Genomic DNA, 22,319 nt, shown 5'->3' on the forward strand with positions numbered 1-22,319 from the left:
ATTTCAAGACGTGTCCCGTAGCGTTTCCCCAACAAGAAATGGGGAGCGCGACATGCGCAAGACTTTAAAGTTCCTGGCGATTGCCGCCGCTCTGTTGGCTGGGGCGGCTCAACACAAGGCCGAGGCCGCCTTTGTCGGTGCGCCGTCGGCGTTGCGCGGCGCCATCCAGTACATCAAGTTCGACCAGCCGACCCTGGCGCCGATGGCTTTCACGCTCTTTTGCCTGAAGTACGAGGGCGAGTGTAAGCCGCGACCGCAGCAAATCGTGTTCAGGGGCGGACGTCTCAAGCTCACGGCCGAGCGCATGGCCCAGCTTCAGGAGGTCAATCGGCGGGTCAACAGCGCGATCCGACCCGAGCCTAATTTGGAGGGGCTGCGCGGCGAGAAGTGGCTGCTGCATCCCACCAGCGGCGACTGCAACGACTACGCCGTGACAAAACGCCACGATCTGATTGCCAAGGGCTTCCCGGCGCGATCGGTGTTGCTCAGCGAGGTCGTGACGACCTGGGGTGAGCATCATCTTGTGGTCGTGGTGCGCACGTTCGCCGGCGATCTCGTGCTGGATAACCTCACCGGGCACATCCTGCCCTGGTCGAAAAAGTCCTATCGGTGGGTCCGCATCCAAATGCCCAAGAACCCGACCTACTGGGCGTCACTGGCTGATCGCGACGTCTAACGACGAACGACTAATGACCCGTGCCGCGTGGGGACTGGGTGATGCTTTGGGACAAGCCGAGTCCCATGATCGTTGACAGGCAAAGGATTGCTGCCGGATGCAGCAGTCCTGAACCAGCGAAGCCCTCAACCAGCGCGAAGACAAGGCAGGCCGCGGCCGCCGCAGGGAAGAACGAGTCGCGGCCGCGCTGCAAAGCCCCCAAAAACAAGCGGCCCAAAGCCAACATGCCCGCCAGCAGCGCGGCGGAAAAACCGATCCATCCGGTATCCGCGAAGATGGCAAAAGCCGTCGAGGGCGCCATCAAAGCCGCGCCGGAATCGCTTTGGTAGATCCTGCCAACGGCAGAAAAGGTGCCTGCCCCCGCACCGAACCACCTGGTGTCGGCCAACATTCGCTCCAGCGCGGCTCTGGTTTCGGCCCCCACCTCCGCGACGAGCCGCAAAAGAATCGGCCCTGCATTCTTTTCGAACAAGAAGCTCAGGACAATGATCGCTCCGACCAGCGCGGCTAAGGACAGCGCGCCTGCGGCCAACGGGGATAGGTCGATCCTTCGAATGACAAGGATCAGCAACATCAACACGAGGCCAAAGGCCGCGGCGATCGCGCTGTTCGTCCCCGACAAGCCAAAAACCGCGACCGCGCTGGCCAGAGCGCCCACAAGGCCGCAAAGGCCGATGGCGACCGATCGAACGACCGAGTGGCGCGTTTCGGCCCGCTCGGCGGCCAGCTGCATGACGGCTATATTAAGCATGACGCCAAGACCGGCCATCGTTGTCGCCAGGTCGGAAGGAACGGCGGTTGCAAGGGCGGATGAGAACGGACGCAAATCCAAGGTCAGAGCCGACACCGCTGTTACCCCGCTCAGCACGAACAGCACCAGTTCGGCACGGCTGCGGTCACGGACCACGACGATGGTCACGCTGAGCAACGAGATCGCTGCGAGGGCTTGAAACAGCGCATTCAGGGTGAGGCCGAGATCCGCCGTCACTGGCCCAAGCGACAGGCCAGCCAGAGCATCGTGGCTGCTCGCCCAGATCGGATGCGCCCAACTCAGCCACAGCGGCACCAGCTGAGCCGCGATACAAAGGGGAATGCCGATCAGGATCCTACGGCCCCAGACCGTGGCACGCAGATAGTGCTCGTAGTCGGCCTTTCGTGCGCTGAAGACCGCTGCAAATAGCCCCAGGGCCGTAGCCGTCATCCCGAGCTGTACGCCGAATTTGGCGCCGGCAATGTCGAGAGCGGATGCAGAAACAAGGCAAACGATGAGGGCAAAATAAGCGAAGGACAAACGTGCGCCTGGAAGGAATCCTGAAAGGGTCAGGCCACCATACAAGCCGGAGGCAAGTTTTCAAACAGAGCTCTGCAGCCAACGCAGCTCCCAACCCCAACCCAACCCCACATTAAGGCAGCGTCGCGTGCGGGGGATCAGACGGACTCTTGATGCGCCAAAGAGGTCAGCGGGCGGTCTTGAGCGGACGGGCAAACACGCGGGCGGCACGACCGGCGGCGAGAGCAAAGCGGGCGGCCGAGCCGAAGAGATAGCCGGCCTGGAGCGCGATAGCCGCGAACGCCACGCCCTTCAGGCCGTCAAGGAAGCCCAGATTGGCCATCCAGCCGACCGGGATCGCGGCGAGCAGCATGACGAATGTCAGCGGCAGGAGCACCAGGACGCGAAAGCGTTGGCCCAGAACGGCGCCCACGAGAAAGCTGAAGATCAAAAGCTCGGTCATCCGAAACACTCCGTGCTCCGGACCTTAGGTTCCCCACCCTAAAAAGACCCTTAAGTCGTATGGCTAAATTTTGTCTATTGGCCGCAACTTGCCGCCAGAGAATTATAGGCTTCACGAAGCCCGCTCAGGGTCACCACGCCTTTGATTTCGGTGTCACTTTCCTTCACCACCACGGAAAGCGAGGGCGTCGTCTGCCACTTACCGGCCGCGAACGCAGAAACTTCGTCGGGTAATAGGACGGCAGCGCCGGCCGCCGCCATGCTGGCCTCGAACGTCTGGGTACCGCCGCCAGTTGAGGAGATCGTCACTCGCGGGTGGCTCCGTGGCGGGAACGGCCGGATCAAGGCGACCAACACGTCGATCTTGCCCTTGGGAGCGCAGCGGACGATCAGGCCGGCGAACTCCGGGTCAGACTGCATCGTCTCGGCTGTCTTGGAAATGGAAGCGAAGCTCTCGCCCTCTTTGGGGCCTTGGGTGCGGGTGAATTTCCAGATCGAGGATGGGCTTGCCACCGCAAACGTGCAGACCGAGTGCAATCCTGATGGCCCGACGGCGCAATCACCTCTCAAGGGGGCAGAGCCCGCAGCAGGAGGCGATGAAAGTCCCCCAAATAAGGACGACAACAATCCAAGAAGGGCCAAAGCCAGAATCGGCACGTCGGAAATCCATCAAATTGGTGCTGTCGGCTTTACTAGCAGAAGGGCGGGGGTTTTGGAGAAGGTCTCTTCCTGGGCATGGTGCCCGTACATCGGGCAAAAGGATGTCAACAAACAGTCACAAAGGGTTAGCGGGGTTCCGAACCGTGGCTTGCACGCAACAGTTGGGGACTCATTGGGCCGTTAACCATTCGCTCAGGGCCGGGAACCCTTGTCGCACTGCCCACTAGGCCGTACCAATCGATGCAATTGGAACTACGGGGGCCATTCATGCATACCTTTGCCAAAACGTATCTATTCAAGCCGGCTTTCCTGGCCGTCGCTTTGGCGCTGGGGGCGTGTTCGACCAACCCTGGCTCCGGCCCGTTAACCGACGACGTCAACAACAAGATCCAGACCGAGAATGCACCGGCGTACGAGTTGGTGCCGCTCAACCCGGCCACGGTGAAGATCCTGCACACCCATGAGCCCAAGGGGCTCGCGGGAGTGTTCACCGATCGCCGTCCGCCCGCCAGCATCGTGTTCGGCATCGGCGACGTTGTCAGCGTCACCATCTTCGAAGCCGCGGCAGGCGGTTTGTTCATCCCGGCAGAAGCCGGCGTCCGTCCGGGCAACTTCGTCACCATCCCGGATCAGTCGGTCGACAATGACGGCTTCATCACTGTGCCCTACGCCGGCCAGGTCAAGGCGGCGGGTCTCACTGCGGTACAAATTCAGCGCTCTATCGTTGAGAAGATCTCCAACCGCGCCATTGAGCCTCAGGTCGTGGTTGCGATGTCCTCGCAGCGGACACAGCTCATCAGCGTGCTCGGTGAGGTCAACGCGCCGGCGCGTTATCCGGCGAGTGCGGCGGGTGCCAAGGACAAGGTGCTCGACGCGATCACCCGCGCTGGCGGCATCAAGGGCCAGGGTTTCGAGACCTGGGTCATGCTGGAGCGCGGCGGGCGTAGGGCAACCGTGCCTTTCGAGAATCTCGTCATGGCGCCTGAGAACAACGTCTATGTTCGGCCTGAGGACAGCATCTACGTCTACCGCGAACAGCAGAAGTTCCTGGCGTTCGGTGCCAGCGGTCAGAGCGGCGAGTTCAACTTCGACGCATGGCGCATCAACCTTGGCGAAGCCGTGGGCAAGGCCGGTGGTCTCCTGGATGGCCAGGCCGATCCGGCAGCCGTTTATCTCTATCGCCGCGAGCCGCGTGAGGTTGCTGCCCAGCTTGGCGTCGACGTCAGCAAGTACACCTCTGAGACGATCCCGGTCATCTTCAACGTGAACTTCCGCGATCCGGGTGGCTTCTTCCTGGCCACCAAGGTCATGATGAAGAATGGCGACGTGCTCTATGTCTCGAACTCGCGCAACGTCGAAACTGCCAAGTTCCTGCAGTTCCTGCGTGTGATCATGGCGACCGGCAGCGATGCCGTGAACCTCTCCAACGACGCCCTGATCTTCCGCAACAACATCAAGCTGGCGCCGTAAGGCCGGAGCCAACCTGATCCGCGAAACGATGGCACCGGGGCTTTGTCCCGGTGCCATTTTCGTTTAGCAATCACAGCGGTTCTGTTCGGGGTGGATCAAGGCTTCACCGAGCAAGATTCACCGCCGATCGGTCACCCCGCAGGTTGCAAGGTCTTCATGTGCTTTGGACGGCAAGCAGCTCGGTGCTTATTGGCTCTCGTCATCGCGGGGCCGTCTCTGATGGGCAAGGCTGCCGGCGAAACCCAACAGCTCGGTGTCCGCCACCGGATCGACGTGGTGGTCTCGGCTGAGCCTGATGCACCAATTTTTCGGCACTTGCGCGAGGCCAAGGGCGAGCTCTCCTTCACCGTCCGGCTTTCAGCAAACGCCAAGGAGAGTCGCTTCTTCGGAATGCTGCACCCCAACTTCTCAGACATTGTTGTTCCCGACGGCGCGGGCAAACCTCTCGTTCGGCAGACCAAGCTATGGGAAGAGGAGGTCTGCCATCAGCGCCGCGGGCTGCCGAAGGTGACGGTGACCCAGCTCGCGGGACATTTCGGCGAGGGGGACGGGCGAGTCGAGATATCCGGCATCAACCGCCATATCGGGCTGCTGGTCCCGCCGGATGAATTAACCCCCGGAATAAAACTCGACTCGGGGAGTGATAATCTTGGGCTATTCTACGGCTTCCGGGCGCAGACCCGGATCAGCCGCTTGAACGTGGATCTGAAGATCTATCCGATCGATTGCTTCCTCTAGAGCTAGAGCCAAGGCCGGCCAACCGACGATGCGCTTTCCGCTTCCCCGTATACGTTGGTCGTGGAGCTGGCCTGCGACCTTCATCCTGTTCTTCGTCGTCGCCGGGGCGCCGTTCCCGTTCGGCTCGACCAACGACCTCTCGATCGCGTTCTGGTGCCTGTGCCTGGGCCTCGCCTTGATCGTGGCGCCGACGCGCGACTTGCGCCGCCCCCATTTCTGGATGATCGCGGGCATCGGGGTGATCGTGGCCGGATACGCCTTCGTGCTGCATGAGCAGCTGTCCGATCATCCCTGGATCGCGCCGTTCAATCCGATCTGGAAGCAGGCGTCCGAACTCCTGGGCGTGCCGATTGCGCCGTCGGCATCCATCGTCAAGAACGAGGCGTTCTTCGCATTGGGTGCGCCGCTCGGCAATATTCTGGCGATCCTCCTCGGCATCACCGTCGGTGCCGAGCGTGAGCGCGCCCGACGTCTGCTTTGGGTCATCGCCGTCTCCGGCGGCCTTTACGCGTTTTATGGCGTCGCTTCGTTCCTGATCGAGCCCACCATGATCCTGTGGCGAGACAAGACGGCCTATGTGGGCAGCGTCACCGGCACCTTCATCAACCGCAACACGGCCGCCGCTTATTTCGGGTCCTGCGCGGTGATCTGGATGCTCTTGATCCTGGAGGATGTCCGCCGGCGCTTGCCTGAGCGGCACATCGAATGGAAGCGCGTGTCGCGCGACGTGGCCGAGATCCCGCCGCGCCAGATCCTGCCACATCTCGGAGCGCTGTTGATTTGCCTGATGGCGATGTTCATGACCGGCTCGCGCGCCGGCGTCAGCCTGTCGCTGCTCGCGATGATCGCCTCCTTCACGGTGTTCCTGCGCAACGACCTGCCGCCGCGGACCGGAATCTGGATCTCGCTCGGCTCCGGCGTGGTGGTGGCGCTCGGCCTGATGCAGCTGCTCGGCGGCCGCGTCTCCAGCCGGTTCGACAGCCAGGGCCTAGTCGACGAGGGCCGCATCGAGGCCTGGAAATCGACGCTCAAGATCATCGCCGACAATCCCTGGTTCGGGACCGGCATGGGCACCTTCCAATGGGCCTTCCCGCCCTACCGCAGCCCCAACATCTCGATTCGCGGAATCTGGGATATCGCCCATTCCACGCCGCTGGAGCTCGCCTCCGACGTCGGCATCCCGATGGCGCTTTTGGTGGCGGTTGCATGGGCGGTCATGTTCGTCATCCTCGGCCGCGGCGTGTTCGCCCGGCGGCGCGACGCCATCATCCCGCTGGCAGCGGCGGCGACCGCGAGCCTGTCGCTGCTGCATTCCTGCCTGGACTTCACGCTCCAGATCCCCGGCTATTCCATTCCGTTCTTTGCGCTTTTCGGCGCCGGCCTTTCGCAATCGTTCCGCATCCGCGAGGCGGCGCGGGCGCAAGGCGAGGCGATCGCCGCACCGGACCAGCAGGGGCGCCGGACGCAGCCCGCGCGAGGCCAGCGCCGCGCCCGCGCGCTTCACAAAACTGTCTAGTTTTGAAGCAGTTGCGCCGTTTACGAAGTCTTTAGAATAAGTGGACAGCGATTTACTCTTCCGCTAGGTTCCGACACTACACAGCCACTTGCCCGGGCCGAGACGTAAAGTGGGCAGACGTTTTTTGGAGGTTTATTATGAGCGTTATCAAGATTGCGCTTCGCACGGTTGCGGCCGCGGCCCTGGCCGCGACGATTTCGAGCGCCGCAAGCGCCGCCGTTTACCCGCCGCAGCGCCAGCTGCCGGCCACGGTCATTTCCGAGTTCAAGGCGACACCAGCCACGCTGTTGACGCAATTTCCGGCCGGTGCGCAGCTGATCTCGCGCGTGCGCGACCTCGGCGCGTCTGATCCGACAACGCTTCCGGCCCTGATCGCGCTGCTCAAGGACCCCGCGACCACCAAGGACCAGATCCGCGCGATCACTGCCGGCCTGGCCCAAGTTGCGCGCATGGCCGCGACGAGCGACCAGGCTTTCGCCACCGAGATCCAGGCGGCGATCGCCGGCACCAACAACCCCGACGTGATCGCAGCCTACCAAGCCGCGACGGGCGACGTCGCCATCGCGGCGGCCGGCGGTGGCGCGGGCGGCGGCGGCTCCGGCGCGGGCGGCCCCACGGGAGCGGGCGGTTTTGCGAACGGCGGTCAGGGCGGGACCCTCGCAACCTTCGGCGGCCTGCACTATGCGACGCAGGTCAGCGGCGGCGCCTCGGGCGGCGTGAGCGGCACCACCAACGCCGCCAACCGCATCAGCTCGCGCTGACCGTATTTGCCCGGAGGCTAAAAGCCTCCAGGCTGCCTTATTCGCGATCCAGTCAAAGCGGCGCTTCATCGCGCCGTTTTGCATTTCGGCCGTTAAGCTTCATATCAGTTGACGTAGGCTTGGCGCATTGCGCTGCGTCGATTCAGTTCTGGTCCCGATTAGGTCGTGCTATTCTGGCGTGTGGTGTCATCCTTGTGCGAGCGCTTCGTGAACGCTGCGCCCCTTAGCCGGACTTCCAATCCTTCAGAGTCTAACGGATTTCTTTTGGGAATTGCCCGATGCTGCAACTGAACAAGTCGACCTCGGAGATTAATCGTGAAGTCATGGAGGTCGACAGCTCTCCATCGCAGACGCTGGCCTATTACCTCGAGATCGTCCGCCGTCAATTCCCGACCATCATCGCGATCGTCTCGGCGTGCGTGATCGTTGCGGTGCTCTATCTCTTCACCGCGGCGCCGCAGTTCACGTCGACCGCCTCAATGGTGATCGACACGCGCAAGGTACAGCTGTTCCAACAGCAATCCGTGCTCGGAGATATTGCCATCGATTCGGCCACGGTGGAGACCCAGGTCGAGATCCTGAAATCCGAGAATATCAGCCTCGCAGTGGTCCGTGACCTTCATCTGATCGAAGACCCTGAATTTACCGGCAGCGGCGGTGGCGTGCTCGGCGCGCTGCTTGGCTTTATCGGCGGGATCTTCTCCGATCAGCATGCGTCCTCTGAATTCGAGCAGACCCGGAAGGCGCTCGGAGTGTTTGCGAAGAACCGCACTATCAAGCGCCTCGGTCTCACCTATGTGATGGAGATCGGCTACACCTCGAAGGACCCCGCCAAGGCGGCTCGAATCGCAAACGCCATCGCTGACGCCTATATCGTCGACCAGCTGGAGGCGAAATACCAAGCGACGCGGCGCGCCAGCGTTTGGCTTCAGGACCGCATCAAGGAGCTGCGCACCCAAGCCTCCGCGGCACAGAGGGCGGTGGTCGATTTTAAGCAGGCCAACAACATCGTCGATGCAGGCGGCCGATTAATGAACGAACAGCAGCTCGCCGAGGTGAACAGCCAGCTCATCATGGCGCACGCGGCCACCGCCGAGGCCAAGGCGCGACTCGACCGCATGAACGAGATGCTCAAGCAAGAGATTCCGGACGCTAACGTCGCGGATGCGCTGAAGAATGACACCATTGTCAAGCTCCGCGGGCAATACGTCGACATGGCCTCTAAGGAATCGATCTGGGCTATGAAATACGGCTCGGATCATTTGGCGGCGGTCAATCTTCGCCGGCAGATGGCGGAGATCAAGAAGAACATCCAGGACGAGCTCAAGCGGATCCAGGAATCCTACAAGAGCGACTATGACATCGCAGTGACGCGCGAGGAGAGCATCAAAGCGAGCCTCGCCAACGTCGTCTCGGAATCGCAGCTCACCAATCAAGCGCAGATCCAGCTTCGCGAACTCGAGAGCACTGCGCAGAGCTACCAGGCGATGTACGACAATTTCTTGCAGCGCTACATGGAAAGCGTGCAGCAGCAATCGTTTCCGATCACCGAGGCTCGTGTGATCAGCGCCGCGACTACCCCCCTAGGTAAGAGTTCCCCGAAAAGCCTGCTCGTTCTAGCTGCAGCGCTGCTAGGCGGCCTGATGCTGAGTTTTGGTGCCGCGATGGCGCGCGAGCTAAGCGACAAAGTGTTCCGTACCACCGGCCAAGTCGAGGAAGAGCTGGGCACAAATTGCGTGGCGATCCTGCCGGCGCTCGGCGGAGCTGCGTCCGCAACGGGATTGGCTAGCAAGTTCGGCCCGAAGGCGAGCAACCCTCAGCAGGACCTTTTGCGCTATGTCGTCGATAATCCTCTGTCGCGTTTCTCCGAGGCGGTGCGCTCGCTGAAAGTAGCGGTCGATCTCAATTCCATCGTGCGTGAGAATCGCGTGCTGGCGGTGACCTCGACATTGCCTAACGAGGGCAAAAGCACGCTCTCAGCGAACCTCGCGCAGCTCATCGCTCATGGCGGCGCACGCGTCATCCTGATCGACGCCGACCTGCGCAATCCTTCATTGTCGCGCGCCTTGCGGCCGGACGCTCAGGCCGGCCTTGTCGAGGTCATTGCTCACAAGGCGCAGCTGGAGGACGTCGTCAGCGTCGATCCGCAGACCATGCTTGCGATCCTCCCCACCGGTGCCACCTCCAAGCTGCTGCATACCAACGAGGTGCTGGCGTCGAAGCCGATGCGAGATCTCGTCGCGCTACTCCGCTCGAAGTATGACTATGTCGTAATCGACATGCCGCCGATGGCGCCGGTTGTCGACGTTCGAGTGACCTCCCCCTTCGTAGACTCGTTCGTATTCGTCGTCGAGTGGGGCAAGACGAAGATCGACGTCGTGCGGCACAATCTGCGCAACGCGCCGGAGATCCAAGACAAGTTGCTCGGCGTCGTGCTCAATAAGGCAGACACAAAACTGCTGTCACGTTACGAGTCTTATCACGGCCGCTACTACTACCAGAAATACTACGCACGTTACGGGTATGTGGATTAGTTGTTTGCATCTGGAGGCTCACTTGCTTACGGCGGCATCGAGTCGGATTTGGTTATTGCCGTTAGGTGTCGCAGGCGTACTCTGGTCGTTGAATGTTCTTCCATCATTCTTGGCGACCGCGCCGCTACGTGACTGGTCAGCGCAAATTATTGCAGACGAAACCTTCAAAGTTGGAACGTTTACGGAGCTCGCACGCGGTGGGGCCTTATCTGCGGAGCTGTGGATGCTAGAGCCTGCACGTGCGCAAGCTGAGGCGCTCATCCACCTTCGCGCGGCAGAAGAGGCAATTCGGCGGAAAAATTCGGAAGAGGCGGACCGCGCCGTAGAAGCCGCATTGACCAAAGTGAGATCAGCGCTTGCCGTGACCCCAACCGACTCTTTGCTGTGGCTGTTGATCTATTCTGTCGAGACGAGCCGCGGTGGTGTCGATCCGCAATATGTTCGCTATCTCGATCAGTCCTATCGCTGTGGTCCTTATGAAGGCTGGCTAATGCTTCGCCGCAATGGGCTAGCGCTTGCGATATTTCCGACGCTTACCAACATTACTCAAGAGGCGGTCATTTCAGAGTTTGCCGAAATGGTCGATGCCGACTTTTTGGCGGATGCAGCGAAGAACCTGACCACTGTCGGTTGGGCCTATCGAGCGCGATTATTGCCAAAACTAGAGCAGATCACTTTAGCCAGCAGGCAAAGCTTCGCGCGTGCTCTTTCAGGTCAGGGATACAAAGTCCCAATTCCGGGCATCGTTCAGCACGACAGGCCGTGGAGATAGAGAATGAACGCGAGCAGGCGGATCAATGCCCTAACGGCGACGGCGCTATTTTTCGGCTGTCCCCCGCTGATCGAGAGCAGCGCTCAAGCAGCGTCCTCAATCCCGAAGATAACGATGCAGGGGCCAGCGGAGCTCGCCACCTCACCCATCGCTCAGGATGTGCTGCGTTGTCTAAATGTAGAAGCGGCAGCCCGAGTTCAGGCGATGAACTCTAACATGTTGGATCATGTGGTCAGTATCAAGAATACCTGCCCAAGACCGTTCAAACTGAAGGTCTGCTACCAGAGCTCCGATCGGTGTAGCCCTGTTGATCTAGGAGGTTACAAGAGGGTCGACACCATCTTGGGCTCAATGAAAGGTATCACTTTTTTTAAGTACAGAATTCAACCCGGATGAGCAGCTGAACAATTAACGTGAACCTGTAGAACAACCGGCTGCTCAGCGTGAGTTTGCACTTTCTACCGGAGATGGGTTGTCAGATTAAGGTTTATTCGTCGCATAGTATCCGCGTGCTAGGAGTTAGTGAGAAGTTGAGGTATTGATGCGCTGCGGCGAGCGCCGAGGGGTGGATTAAGCAGGTGGTCGCCACCAAATGCACCAAGGTCAGATGCAGTCGATTGCTATTTGCATAACGAGTTTCAATCGCAGAAGCCGGACGCTTGCGTGTCTCAGGCGAATCTACGGCTTGGAATTGCCCGGCGGCACTAGTTTAAGGGTGCACCTATTAGATGACGCGAGTAGCGATGGGACCGCTGACGCCGTTGCTGTAGCGTTTCCGCAAGTTCAGCTGCATCACGGCGATGGCGCTCATTACTGGGCAGGGGGGATGCGTATCGCATACGCGGCGGCTCTAGCGGAAGGTCACGACTACTATGTTTGGCTAAATGATGATGTGGAGTTGTTCTCGGATGCGATGGTGCGCGCACTTTCGACTCTTGAGAATTTGCGTAGTGTCCACGGCGGCGAACATGTCATTGTAGGGGCGATGTGCGACCGCGAGCGGCAGGGGCCCACCTACAGCGGCTACTCGCAGCCATCACGGCTCTTCCCGTGGAAGCTGCGGAAGCTTCCTCCGCTCCCGGACCGTCCGAGGGAATGTTTTACGCTGAATGGAAATTTTGTACTTATTCCATCCGAAATCGCGCACAAGATCGGCAATATTGATCCCGCCTACATTCAAATGCATGCTGACCTTGCCTTGGGTATACTGGCTCGTCGCAATGGTGCGAGGAATTGGATACTTCCAGGATTTGTCGGCGTCTGCGAGTTAAACGTGTCAGGCCGAAAGGACTGGACTGCGCCTGGGCTATCAATATCAGAACGCTTCAAGAGGATGGAGCATCCGCTTGGATTTCCACTCCGGCCCAATCTAGCCTATAGCCGACATTTCAAGGGATGGGCGCCGATCGTGGTCGCGGCGCCGTATCTCGGTTTGATTCGGGCTGCGCTTTCGGACGTCAAATCAGCGTTCAGAAGATGAATGGAAGAACGAGGCTATATGTTTCTGCCGCCGCCGCGGTATTGATCGCAGCGGGACGCGTCCTCGGTGGAGGAGACTCCGTGATCGCCGGCACGGCTTCGGGTAGCCTTTTTGATGCCAAAAGGGGTGTATCGCTCACGGAATTTGTTGGAGCCAAGGGGGAGCCCGGGCCGAGCGGAACTGGAGTTGTTTACGTTCCGGCACAGATTTTTTGTACTCCGGAACGAGCTCAGGATCTTCAATCCGCCGGCGTCCAGATGGTGCGTCTCGTTACGAATCCCTTCCCGCTGATGAACGTCACTGAGGATCAGCGCGCTGACGCGATCGGCCATGTCATGGAGTGCGCGGACAGGCTGCTTTCATACGGTATTGCGGTCATTGTCGACGTGCACTTTTGGTCTCCCAACGTAGGGCAAAACCAAGTCGCAGTTCTTAGTGATCCAGTCCAGTTCAGCGCACTGCGGACAGGATTGGTCCAACTCGCCATTGAACTGAAGCGAAGACCGCAGGATAGCGTAGCTCTTGAGCCCTTCAACGAGCCGCCCTGCAAACTAAACAACGCAGTTGAATACGACTGGCCTAGGCTCCAGGAAGATTTGATCATGCAACTGCGAAAGGTGGCGCCGATGCTGCCATTGGTCGTAACCGGCTGTAGCGGAGCGTTGGACCAGATGATGAACTTGGTGCAGCCTTATCTTTTCCTGGACAACAAACTGATTTTTTCGTTCCACTTTTATGAGCCCTTCGTTTTTACGCACCAGTATGTTTGGGGCGACACAAAGATCGACAATATCGAGTACCCGCCGCAGCGAGCAGACCGGGAAAATGCCATCCAGAAGGCACGAGCAAGAATTGCTGCGGCAGCGCTATCGCTCGAAAGTACAGCGCAGATAGATAGGGCAGCTCGCAGCTATATCAACTCCGACTATGGGGAAACTAGGATTCTAAACCGCCTAAGGGAGGTAGCCGATTGGGCTCGCGATCATCGGTTACAGCCGTCGCGCGTCTTTGTGGGTGAGTATGCGGCGGCGATCGGCATTGGAACGGGCGCTGGCTCGCCCGCGGTGCGCGCCAGCGAAATTCGCTGGCTCACCGATGTTCATTCGGCAATTGAGCGTTTCGGTTTCTTATCTGCTTTTTGGACCTTCCCTCGCAAAACAAGCTATGCTTATGACGAGAGTACAAATTTCATGAAGTCAGAATATCTTAAGGCACTCGGATTGCGAGCACCGAAATAGAACCCGACAGCTTGCTTGAATTCTTGAGAACCCGTCGAACAGGAAAGAACTGCGGTTAATGAAAGTTGTTCATGTCCTGAACGAAATTCGGCATAGTGGCGCTGAGACTATGCTCGCAAGTGCCGCGACCTTTCTAATGGGCAAGGCGCCAGCCATTGTGGTTTCGACAGGGGCTGAGATTGGCAGCTATGCCGAGAGACTGAAACGCGCTGGATATAAGGTCATTCATATCCCCTACGCTCGGTCGCCACTATTCTGGCTTCGTATTTTCAGAATGCTGCGCGAAGAATCGGCGGATGTGCTTCACGTTCATACCGAACGGGCGTCCCCGTACTATTCCGTTGTCGCCGCTCTAGTTGGAATTGGTTGTGTTCGCACAATCCACAACGAATTCCAGTTTGCAGGAATTCTGCGTCTGCGGCGGTTGATCTGGCGGCAATTGGCTCGGCTTTCTGGAACCGTTCACGTTGCGGTTTCATCGCGTGTTGCTCGGAATGAGAAATCTCAGTTTGGGTGCGATACCCTCTTAGCGGAGAATTGGTACGATCCCACGAGGATCCAAGAAACTACAAAAGAGCGCCGGTTGCTCGCCCGTAATTGCCTAGGCTTGGACGAGGAATCGTTCGTAGCGGTTGCGATCGCGAACGAAGGTCCGTCCAAGAATCTAGAGGCGCTGATTAAAGCCATCGAATTGTGCAACAATGATATGTCAATCCGGCTTCTTCATTGCGGAGCCCATGGCGAGGAGCTAAAGGCGACGGCCGACCGGGTACCGAAAGGCGCCGTCTCGCTCATGGGGACGGTTGACGATATCGGCCTCTACCTTGCCGCCTGTGATGCGTTTGTTAGCCCGTCCTTCTACGAGGGAGGGCCGATTGTCTTGATGGAAGCAGCGGCGAGTGGGGCCGTTTGTATAACCACCCGTGTTGGCTGTGCAGTTGACTTCGAAGGCTTGAAGAACGTGGTTTTCGTCGACCCCTCGCCGCAGTCGATCGCAGAAGCGCTAAGGCAGGTGGCCCGGCGGCCCCGGGAGAGCCGATCGGCGGACGGGCAGCAGCTAGCCCACGCGATGCGCCGACGGTTTACGCCCGAGGTTGGAGCCAGTCGTTACCTGGAGATCTATCGCCAAGCGTTTACGAAGTCACGCAGGTATAAAGAGCGACTAACGGACGCAGCACTCGAGAGTGTTGAGTAAGAGCAGCCGATAACCAGCGGATCTGCGCTGATATCTTGGGAATAGTGAGTAATGGCACCTGTTCATCAAAGCATCCGCGCGGTCGGTTCCTCTCAGGCGCTCCGCATGCGTTCGAAGAGCGGCGTTCCGCTGGTGGGAATCGCACTCCTCGTTTGGATGTTCTCCGGGAATCCGACGCTTACGTCCACAGCCAACTATGTTGCATTTCAAATTATCGGGTTTTTGGTGGAGCTCGTTATTTGCTTTCCGCGATTAAGATATTTCGACCGCCTACGTCCGTTTTTTGTAATTTGCATGCTGTACGTGGTGTGGTTTGCATTGTCAGTGGTGGGCGGGATGTCCGATCAGATCGTCGGCCTGCTTGGACAGCTGCTGAAGATTGGAATGGTTGCCGTGCTTTTCGCCGCCGCGCCCAAGCCGATTGAGGCGCTGGTTGAGTCGATGCTGATCATATGCAAGGTCGCTCTACTCATCTTTGCTCTGCGTCACCTTCTCTTGCTGGCTGGCATGGATCTCGCGGACTATTTCACGCCCATGTACTCGTTGACAGGAGAAACAAGCGAACGGAGCATCATCATTTTCAACTTTCATACGGCGGAAGATACATACCGCAACAGCGGGCCGTTTCGGGAACCCGGTATTTTTGCAGCAAATCTCGTGATCAGCATGGTTCTTCTGCTTGCGCGCAGAGCAGACTACAGTCGCTCAGAGCGGACGACCCGCTTCCTAGTTTTTGGGGCGGCGTTAGTCACGACAGGCTCAACGATGGGCTTGCTGGCTATGGTCCCAGTGGGGGCCATCATACTTGGTCGGCTGCCTAGTGCCGCCACAATCACATACCTGCTCGTTGGTGCCGCCGTAGTCATCTCAGTTTTCTTCGTCCTGAGCGATTCCAATCCTATTGAAAAAATCGATCGTCAGCTTCAAGCGACAGAGATGCGCAGTAATACTTGGTACCAAAGCCGATTTGGCAATGCTTATGTCGATTACATCGCCGTCATGGCTAGACCTCTCGTCGGATATGGATTTGCGGAGACTGGGCGGCCGATCTTGTGGGACACGCGGATACAGTCTCAGTATGTCGGAGAGGGCAATATTGGCTTCGGCAATGGGCTCACCGGGACCTTCGTCAAATTTGGTATCCCGGTTGTGCTGGCCATATACGCTTACTTTTCGCTAAGCTTATTTGCGCTATCGGGTGGAAGGTTCGCGGGGACAATGAGCGCACTCGCGTTTTTTATGATTCTTTTTAGTCAGCAGCTGCTGCTGTTGCCCGCAGTCTATGCTTTGTGTATTGGGCACGCCTCCGCCGTACAGAGGCGAAAGCGCGAACACCGCGGCTGGGCCGCGACCGCCCCGAATCGAACGCCCAAGAGTACGGTCAAGGCGCCCAATCGGGCTGCTGACGCCAGCAGCGAGCAGCCGTAAAACCCAACGAGCGCAAAGAAGTTGTTCCGGTATCGAGCTTGGTGACCGGGCATAAGTCATGACAGTTATCAATCTCGGCTCAATGCCTGCGTCGAAGCCCAGGCCGAGCTTCAATAGGAAGAGGGACGCAATGTCGCAGCCGGAATCGAATAGTTTGATTAAGCTTCATATTGGTGCCTTCAACTGCCCGGTTGATGGGTGGTTAAACACGGATATCACACCTCATATTATGATCTCAAAAATTCCGTTTGCAGCCAGACTGTTGTACAGCGCTGGAAAGATGACTAAGGAGCGGCTATCGGAGCACGAGCAAGGCATCTTTCGTCGGTTGAGATATTTGGATATTACCAAGCCGCTGCCCTTCAAAGACGCATCGGTCGCGGCCGTCTTTAGCAGCCACGTGTTCGAGCACCTTTTCATCGATGAGGTCTACAGGCTCGTGAATGAGATCCAACGCGTTCTCGCACCGAGCGGGGTGTGCCGCGTTGTCGTCCCGGATTTGGAGAAGATCGTGGCAGCGTTCGACGCGGACAGCCCGGATCAGTTCATCCAGGATATATACGAAGTCTCAAAGCGTGAGGCGGTAAAAAACTCGCACCATTGCGGGTTCACCAAGGCTTCCCTTGTCAAGATGTTTAAAGTCGCCGGTTTTTCGAAGGCCGAGGCGTTGAGCTATCAGATAGGTTCATGCCCGGATGTGAAAGTCTTGGATAATCGGCCCGGCTCGATCTTCTTCGAGGGCACGAAGTAGTAGGTGCGCCACTTTTGTGACCCTGTGTTGCTTCGCCACGGAATAGTCAATTAATGCTGAAACCACGTTTCCCGAGAAGATCGCTTGCGATCTACGCAGAAAATTGGCCTCCGCACGAGCGAAAGGCCTCGACAGGTCTTGATCGAGCACTAATACCTATTGTCGCAGCGCTGGCGCCTTTGGAGCCAAGATTGTTCCTGGCGCCACGCCGCTTTCGATCCTCGCTCGGCGAGTTGCATCCGACCGTTCGCCCCTTTGCCCATTTTGCTCCGCCTCAACTGCGGCTCATCGAAAGGCTAGAGGACCGAGTCTTCGGCCACAAGCGAAGGCACTCGATTGCGGACGCATACCTAGAGGCACACCTTCGGGGAGAAAAATGTGAGGCTCTGCTTTCGGTCTTAGGTGGTGATCCGGCCTCCTATATAAGGGCCGGCCGACTCGCCAAATCAGCGGGGCTCGCTCATTTCGTCTACGCTGTCGACGATCCGTTCCAATGGGAAAGCCCATCAGGGATTGTCGGCGCGGCTGATGCTCAGGTGCGTTCGGACCTAACTTATACGTTTCAAGCGGCAGAGGGCTGCTTTGCAATCACGCCACCTCTTGCGGAACGCTTTAGAGCGCGACTGGGGTGTGACTGTAGTGAACTCCCACTTCCCTACTGCGAAACGCCTCTTGCGCATGCGCAGACTAAGAATCAGATCATTTACGTCGGCAACCTAAATTACCTCTATTCCGCAGGCTTTCGCGAAGTCGTCGACGCGCTCGGACTCGTGCGTCGCAGCGGCCACGAAGTGGTGCTGCGCGCCACCGTACCCCGGGCCGATGTTGAACGTGTGCTCGGCCATGTGCCGAAATGGGTCGTCTGTGGCCGGATTGACAACCGAAACGAGTATCTCAAGGAAATTGCCGACAGCTTGGCGGCGGTGTGCCCCATCTCGCCCGATCTGCCTGAATTAGCCTTGACTTCGTTTCCTTCGAAACTAATCGATTATGTCGCCCAAGCCAGATGTATACTGGTTCACGGTCCGGCGGAATGCATCGCCGTTAAGTATTTTGAAGAGAACCTGCTGGAGTTCGTGACCACTAATTTCAACAACTTGGTTGAGACCCTCCGAATGATCGCCACGACGAGACAAAGTCGCGCAGCCGCTTACCGGGCGGTACTGGTTGCGAACCACGGAGTCGAGGCATTTAGGATGACTGTGGAAAGCGTTTTGGTTCGCTGTCTGTCCGAAAAAGATGCGCATCTCACTTAAAAATAATTGGCTTTCGGGAATTGTTTATCTCGGGGTGGCCGGAGTATCCGGTTTCGGCTCTTCACTGGCAGTTCTCACGTTCCTTTCACCGGAAGATGCAGGCTTCTTTCTGCTTTGTCAGGCGCAAGTCGCATTCATAATGCTGTTTGATTGCGGTCTCTTACTAACGGCTACTCGCGAGTTAGCGTTTGCGCATGGAAGGGACGATGCCGTTGGCGTTGAGCAGCCCAACCATCAAACGTTTTTGACAACCTTTGCGATCTATCGCGATGCCAGGGCATTTATTCTATTGGGGTTATTTTGTGCTTGGGGAATTTTCCTCGTAGCATTCGCTTGCATTCCGGCAATTAGCGGAAGCGCCAACATAGTAAGCCTCCTCTTGGCAATGGTGGCCGGTGCGATTGCTCTGCTCGGCTATCTCTATCAATCTGTTCTGGAAGGCGGCGGGCTGTACTACATCGAACGCTACGTCTCGGCGGCCGCCGCGCTGGGCTCATTAGCGTTTATCTCTATCGCGGCATATTTCGCTAGGGAGCCGAACTTTGTTTTCATGGCATGGTACTCGGCGTTCACGCTGGCTCTCGTGGCTAAAGGAATCGCTGCGAATCGTAGCTTCCCGAAGCTAAAATTCCGAGGAGTGCCCCGTTTTCGTAATTTAGTTTTAGCTTTGAAGAGTTCTTTTAGCATCGGTGTGCTCCAGGCCGGCGCAGTCGTTACAAAGTATTTGCAGTATCCGGTCGTCGCGCACTTTGTCGAGTTGAAGTATTTGGGTAGCTACCTCTTTGTGTCGCGCATTTCAGCGACGATAGATCAAGCGGTCGCTATATTGGCGGTTTCTGAAAGAGCGAAGTTATCAAGAGCGATCGGCGCAGGCAAATTCAATGACGCCCGCAAGATAATGGTTGGAGTTGGAATCAAAGTTACGCTGGGCGCGATTGTCGCTGGTATCTTTGTCAGCAGTGGCCTGCCCCATCTATTCCGATTGGCGATGGGGTCGCGTGATGTCACTCACGTACCGTTCGTCATCATTGGGCTGGATCTTATAGCGATGTGCGTTTCCGGGTCGTTGACCCAAATGGTTATCGCTACGGGCCGAAATCCTTTTCATAAAATGGTCGCGCTCACAGCTCTCGTTACGGTGTGCCTTTTAGTGATTCTCGTTCCGAGATATGGCCTTGCTGGCGCCGCGGCGAGCCAAGCGATCGGCGGTGCCGTAACTAATTTATGGTTTAGCGTATGGCAATTCATTCTCGCGTTACGTCGTTTCGACGAGCGAAGTAAAACTCCACTCATCGAATTCTGAGGACCAGAAGAGAATAGATGAGACATGCCCTTAAGGACCGAGCCATGCAAATCAACGGAACGCAGAGCAGAGCACGACGCGCTCTCATCATCCAGACTTATGTTCCTCATTACCGAAAGCCATTCTTTGATGGACTGAGGTCGTTTCTAGGTGAACAGGGCATTCAGCTGGATCTGCTCTATGGCGATCCTCCTCCCAGTGCTCGCGCAAAATCGGATGCGGCTGAGGTAAGTTGGGCCAAGTACAAGCCGAACCACTACGTGAAGCTCGGCGGGCGATTTCTTGTTTACCAGCCCGGGTTGTGGTTAGCCCTTTCCAGCGACCTTGTGATCGTTGAACAAGCTAATAAGCTGCTCCTAAACCCAATACTTTTGTTACTAAACGCGTTTGGCTTAGTGCGATTGGCATACTGGGGGCACGGAAAGAATTTTCAGGCAACTGACGGCGCCATATCGCGCGTGATCAAGAGCGTTCTCTTAACTCGTGTCCACTGGTGGTTCGCATACAATGAGTTGAGCGCAGCAATCGTGAAGGCTAGGGGATTCTCAAATGAGCGTACTACGAGCGTAATGAACACGATCGAGGCGAGGAACTTGGAGGACGACTTGGCTTCCATTGATGCCGAAGCGCTCGATCAGTATCGGCGCAAGCTGGGCATTCGAGGGCGGAATACGTGCGTGTTCATTGGTGGAATGTATAAGGAGAAGCGGCTGCCATTCTTGCTTGAATGTTGCGAGGCTGTTCGTAGTCAAGTTGAAGACTTTGAGATTCTTTTTCTCGGTGGAGGAGAGGATAGGGCAATTGTGGACGAGTTTGCCAAGAGGAACAGCTGGGCGGTAGCGTTTGGACCAGCTTTCGATCGCGACAAGGCCCTGGCTCTCAAGACATCAAAGTTACTTCTGATGCCCGGATTGGTGGGGCTTGCGATCATTGATGGTTTTGCGGCGGAAGTTCCGATCGTCACCACGGCCTTCCCCTTGCACAGTCCAGAGATCGACTACTTGGTCGACGGTGTGAATGGCATCATGGTGTCGTCAGCGGACGATACCATTGCATTTTCTGATGCGATCGTCCAAGCGCTTAATGACCCCGTCAAGTTGGCCACTCTTCGGCAGGGTTGCCGCGCTTCAAAGGAGAATTACTCTATGGAGCGAATGATATGGCGATTCGGCCACGGCATTCTTGCAGCTCTGCAAAAACGCTCTTCGGCACGAAGTTGATACGTGCCACAACGGCTAAGCAATAAGAGTGCGGCGGCAACCCGGAGGGCGTGCTCGCAAGCACAATAAGCAGGCACTGTACCGTTTTGAAAAGAACTGAGCGCTTTCGTCAGGCTAAGAGCTTGTGTTCATCGGAGTCCCATGATCAACGGCATGAAACCTAAGTTACTCGTCGTATGTCATCTTCCGCCACCATTCCACGGAGCGGCAGTCATGGGGAGCGCCGTTGCGGGATCTAAGTTGATTGCCGAATGCTTTGAAATATCTGTCGTGCCAATACAGATGACAAAAAAGCTGGACGATTTGCGCAAGTTTGGGTTCTTCAAAATCTTGCGGTCCCTAAAGCTCTGGTACGAGGTCTTCTCGCGGACAAGAAAGCTGAAGCCCAAGGCGATCTATTTGACGGCCGGCATTAGCGGCTTCTCGTTGTGGCGGGACCTAATTATTGCGTGCACCTGCAAAATGATGGGCTCTAGGCTAATTTTGCATCTGCACACAAAAGGCGTGAAGATCAATTTCAATAGATCATTCCGTTACAGGCTCGCTTACCGATGGCTCTTTAGCAACTCGGACGTAATCCATCTGTCTCAGGTCTTCTACGACGACGTGGCTTGCGCAGTTGCGCCGGTACGCTTCTATCCCGTGCCAAATGGGGTCAATGTCGGGGAAAGTAGAGCGATCGATAGCGTAGGTTCGCTGCACAGGGAGCGAATTCCGACCATTTTGTTCTTTTCGAATTTGTTGGAGGAAAAGGGACCGCTCGATCTACTAGAGGCAAGCAATCGACTCGCCAAGAAAGGTGCAAGACACAAGATCGTTTTTGCCGGCGCGCCTTCTGACGAAAAAGTCTTAGTGGCGCTTACTGAAGCTCAGCGCGTCAATGGTGAACGGGTCATCCTTTTAGGGCCCCAATACGGAAGTGCGAAAGATTTGGTATTCGCCGATTGTGATATCTTTGCTTTTCCAAGCTACTATCATTTTGAGGCGCAGCCGCTCGTGGTGATGGAGGCCATGGGACATGGATTGGCGATCGTTGCTTCTTCGGAAGGAGCGATTCCAGAGTTGCTTGAGGATGGAGCAGGCCTCATCTGCGCTCCGCGCGATATCTCGCAGTTGACGGCGCATTTAGAGCGGCTGATCGAGGACAAATCGCTCCGGACTAAACTGGGCCAGGTGGCGCGGCATCGTTATCTGCAAAGGTACACGCTGGGAGCATTCGAGGAACGATTTGCCAGCACATTGCGGGAGATCATGTCTAGAACTTCTCTGTTTCGCTAAAGCCCTGGTTGATCTGATACTGAGGAGGTCACTGTGCAGCTCCGGAGCGAGCTAGCGGTCCTTCCTGCAAAGGGGCGTATGCGCATGCATATGAGCGATGCGCGTACCTGGGGAGGAATGACAGCGTCTTAGCCGAGACCATGGTGAGAATGTTTGCAGCTGTCGACATGCGCCAAACGCGACAATCCAGGCAAGCTAAGGAGTGATGCTAGACTGTATGTCCCCCCACAAAATGAGGCGACTCACCCTCGATGTTGCGACGAGGGTTGCCCGGATGGACCGGGTAGAGCCTCAAACAAGGAGGGCGAGTC

General features: G+C 57.4%; 19 protein-coding genes. 16 read left to right on the forward strand and 3 right to left on the reverse strand.

Translation table 11 applies throughout. The features are described 5' to 3' along the window. Positions 1-52: 52 nt before the first annotated feature. A complete protein-coding gene (locus ACFQX9_RS18190) occupies positions 53-676 on the forward strand; it encodes a transglutaminase-like cysteine peptidase (protein WP_085359807.1) in 624 nt (207 codons plus the stop codon). A gap of 10 nt (positions 677-686) precedes the next feature. Here the strand turns inward: ACFQX9_RS18190 and ACFQX9_RS18195 are convergent, their stop codons facing one another. From ACFQX9_RS18195 to ACFQX9_RS18205, 3 genes are all read right to left on the reverse strand, one after another. Further along, complete coding sequence (locus ACFQX9_RS18195; RefSeq protein ID WP_377789921.1) at positions 687-1,967, reverse strand: hypothetical protein; 1,281 nt, start codon at positions 1,965-1,967, stop codon at positions 687-689. Between the two features lie 166 nt (positions 1,968-2,133). Next, the gene (locus tag ACFQX9_RS18200; protein WP_085359811.1) at positions 2,134-2,409 is read right to left on the reverse strand and encodes a hypothetical protein; all 276 of its coding nucleotides are present in this window, start codon (positions 2,407-2,409) and stop codon (positions 2,134-2,136) included. Between the two features lie 74 nt (positions 2,410-2,483). Continuing rightward, complete coding sequence (locus ACFQX9_RS18205) at positions 2,484-2,921, reverse strand: hypothetical protein (protein ID WP_231188848.1); 438 nt, start codon at positions 2,919-2,921, stop codon at positions 2,484-2,486. 414 nt (positions 2,922-3,335) lie between these two features. Between ACFQX9_RS18205 and ACFQX9_RS18210 the strand changes: the two genes are divergently transcribed. The 15 genes from ACFQX9_RS18210 to ACFQX9_RS18280 all read left to right on the forward strand — a co-directional run bounded on the left by ACFQX9_RS18210 (position 3,336) and on the right by ACFQX9_RS18280 (position 22,008). Then, the gene (locus ACFQX9_RS18210; RefSeq protein ID WP_085359815.1) at positions 3,336-4,538 is read left to right on the forward strand and encodes a polysaccharide biosynthesis/export family protein; all 1,203 of its coding nucleotides are present in this window, start codon (positions 3,336-3,338) and stop codon (positions 4,536-4,538) included. A 219-nt stretch (positions 4,539-4,757) separates the two neighbouring features. Continuing rightward, on the forward strand, positions 4,758-5,276 hold the full coding sequence (locus ACFQX9_RS18215; protein WP_231188845.1) for a hypothetical protein: 519 nt from the start codon (positions 4,758-4,760) through the stop codon (positions 5,274-5,276). Positions 5,277-5,304: 28 nt separating this feature from the next. Continuing rightward, entirely contained in the window at positions 5,305-6,792 is a 1,488-nt protein-coding gene (locus tag ACFQX9_RS18220; protein WP_377789924.1) for an O-antigen ligase family protein, read from the forward strand. A 137-nt stretch (positions 6,793-6,929) separates the two neighbouring features. Next, positions 6,930-7,553: a hypothetical protein gene (locus ACFQX9_RS18225; protein ID WP_377789926.1), complete on the forward strand. Its 624-nt coding sequence runs from the start codon at positions 6,930-6,932 to the stop codon at positions 7,551-7,553. A 278-nt stretch (positions 7,554-7,831) separates the two neighbouring features. Beyond that, entirely contained in the window at positions 7,832-10,087 is a 2,256-nt protein-coding gene (locus ACFQX9_RS18230; RefSeq protein ID WP_377789928.1) for a polysaccharide biosynthesis tyrosine autokinase, read from the forward strand. Positions 10,088-10,109: 22 nt separating this feature from the next. Further along, positions 10,110-10,859 (forward strand): hypothetical protein, encoded by a 750-nt coding sequence (locus ACFQX9_RS18235; RefSeq protein WP_377789930.1) that lies wholly within the window; start codon positions 10,110-10,112, stop codon positions 10,857-10,859. 607 nt (positions 10,860-11,466) lie between these two features. After that, positions 11,467-12,339: a glycosyltransferase family 2 protein gene (locus ACFQX9_RS18240; RefSeq protein WP_377789932.1), complete on the forward strand. Its 873-nt coding sequence runs from the start codon at positions 11,467-11,469 to the stop codon at positions 12,337-12,339. Positions 12,340-12,419: 80 nt separating this feature from the next. Next, the gene (locus ACFQX9_RS18245) at positions 12,420-13,577 is read left to right on the forward strand and encodes a glycoside hydrolase family 5 protein (protein WP_377789933.1); all 1,158 of its coding nucleotides are present in this window, start codon (positions 12,420-12,422) and stop codon (positions 13,575-13,577) included. Positions 13,578-13,635: 58 nt separating this feature from the next. Next, positions 13,636-14,772 (forward strand): glycosyltransferase, encoded by a 1,137-nt coding sequence (locus ACFQX9_RS18250; protein WP_377789935.1) that lies wholly within the window; start codon positions 13,636-13,638, stop codon positions 14,770-14,772. A gap of 51 nt (positions 14,773-14,823) precedes the next feature. Then, positions 14,824-16,200: a hypothetical protein gene (locus tag ACFQX9_RS18255; RefSeq protein WP_377789937.1), complete on the forward strand. Its 1,377-nt coding sequence runs from the start codon at positions 14,824-14,826 to the stop codon at positions 16,198-16,200. A gap of 130 nt (positions 16,201-16,330) precedes the next feature. Then, positions 16,331-16,951: a class I SAM-dependent methyltransferase gene (locus ACFQX9_RS18260; RefSeq protein WP_377789939.1), complete on the forward strand. Its 621-nt coding sequence runs from the start codon at positions 16,331-16,333 to the stop codon at positions 16,949-16,951. A gap of 191 nt (positions 16,952-17,142) precedes the next feature. Beyond that, positions 17,143-18,207, forward strand: a complete 1,065-nt coding sequence (locus ACFQX9_RS18265) for a hypothetical protein (protein ID WP_377789941.1) — start codon at positions 17,143-17,145, stop codon at positions 18,205-18,207. Further along, complete coding sequence (locus ACFQX9_RS18270; RefSeq protein WP_377789943.1) at positions 18,191-19,510, forward strand: lipopolysaccharide biosynthesis protein; 1,320 nt, start codon at positions 18,191-18,193, stop codon at positions 19,508-19,510. The genes ACFQX9_RS18265 and ACFQX9_RS18270 overlap by 17 nt, the downstream gene beginning before the upstream one ends. Positions 19,511-19,554: 44 nt before the next feature. Further along, complete coding sequence (locus ACFQX9_RS18275; protein WP_377789945.1) at positions 19,555-20,730, forward strand: glycosyltransferase family 4 protein; 1,176 nt, start codon at positions 19,555-19,557, stop codon at positions 20,728-20,730. Positions 20,731-20,871: 141 nt separating this feature from the next. Then, positions 20,872-22,008, forward strand: coding sequence for a glycosyltransferase family 4 protein (locus ACFQX9_RS18280; protein ID WP_377789947.1), 1,137 nt, complete (start codon positions 20,872-20,874; stop codon positions 22,006-22,008). Positions 22,009-22,319 lie beyond the last annotated feature (311 nt).

Source organism: Bradyrhizobium sp. GCM10028915 (genome assembly GCF_042666195.1).
Classification (GTDB): Bacteria; Pseudomonadota; Alphaproteobacteria; order Rhizobiales; family Xanthobacteraceae; genus Bradyrhizobium; species Bradyrhizobium canariense_D.

What these genes read in the sequence shown, in the direction of transcription:
- ACFQX9_RS18190 (WP_085359807.1), top strand. Translation starts at nt 53, where the DNA reads ATGCGCAAGACTTTAAAGTTCCTGGCGATTGCCGCCGCTCTGTTGGCT.
- ACFQX9_RS18200 (WP_085359811.1), bottom strand. Translation starts at nt 2,409, where the DNA reads ATGACCGAGCTTTTGATCTTCAGCTTTCTCGTGGGCGCCGTTCTGGGC.
- ACFQX9_RS18210 (WP_085359815.1), top strand. Translation starts at nt 3,336, where the DNA reads ATGCATACCTTTGCCAAAACGTATCTATTCAAGCCGGCTTTCCTGGCC.
- ACFQX9_RS18215 (WP_231188845.1), top strand. Translation starts at nt 4,758, where the DNA reads ATGGGCAAGGCTGCCGGCGAAACCCAACAGCTCGGTGTCCGCCACCGG.
- ACFQX9_RS18220 (WP_377789924.1), top strand. Translation starts at nt 5,305, where the DNA reads ATGCGCTTTCCGCTTCCCCGTATACGTTGGTCGTGGAGCTGGCCTGCG.
- ACFQX9_RS18225 (WP_377789926.1), top strand. Translation starts at nt 6,930, where the DNA reads ATGAGCGTTATCAAGATTGCGCTTCGCACGGTTGCGGCCGCGGCCCTG.
- ACFQX9_RS18230 (WP_377789928.1), top strand. Translation starts at nt 7,832, where the DNA reads ATGCTGCAACTGAACAAGTCGACCTCGGAGATTAATCGTGAAGTCATG.
- ACFQX9_RS18240 (WP_377789932.1), top strand. Translation starts at nt 11,467, where the DNA reads ATGCAGTCGATTGCTATTTGCATAACGAGTTTCAATCGCAGAAGCCGG.
- ACFQX9_RS18250 (WP_377789935.1), top strand. Translation starts at nt 13,636, where the DNA reads ATGAAAGTTGTTCATGTCCTGAACGAAATTCGGCATAGTGGCGCTGAG.
- ACFQX9_RS18255 (WP_377789937.1), top strand. Translation starts at nt 14,824, where the DNA reads ATGGCACCTGTTCATCAAAGCATCCGCGCGGTCGGTTCCTCTCAGGCG.
- ACFQX9_RS18260 (WP_377789939.1), top strand. Translation starts at nt 16,331, where the DNA reads ATGTCGCAGCCGGAATCGAATAGTTTGATTAAGCTTCATATTGGTGCC.
- ACFQX9_RS18270 (WP_377789943.1), top strand. Translation starts at nt 18,191, where the DNA reads ATGCGCATCTCACTTAAAAATAATTGGCTTTCGGGAATTGTTTATCTC.
- ACFQX9_RS18275 (WP_377789945.1), top strand. Translation starts at nt 19,555, where the DNA reads ATGCAAATCAACGGAACGCAGAGCAGAGCACGACGCGCTCTCATCATC.
- ACFQX9_RS18280 (WP_377789947.1), top strand. Translation starts at nt 20,872, where the DNA reads ATGATCAACGGCATGAAACCTAAGTTACTCGTCGTATGTCATCTTCCG.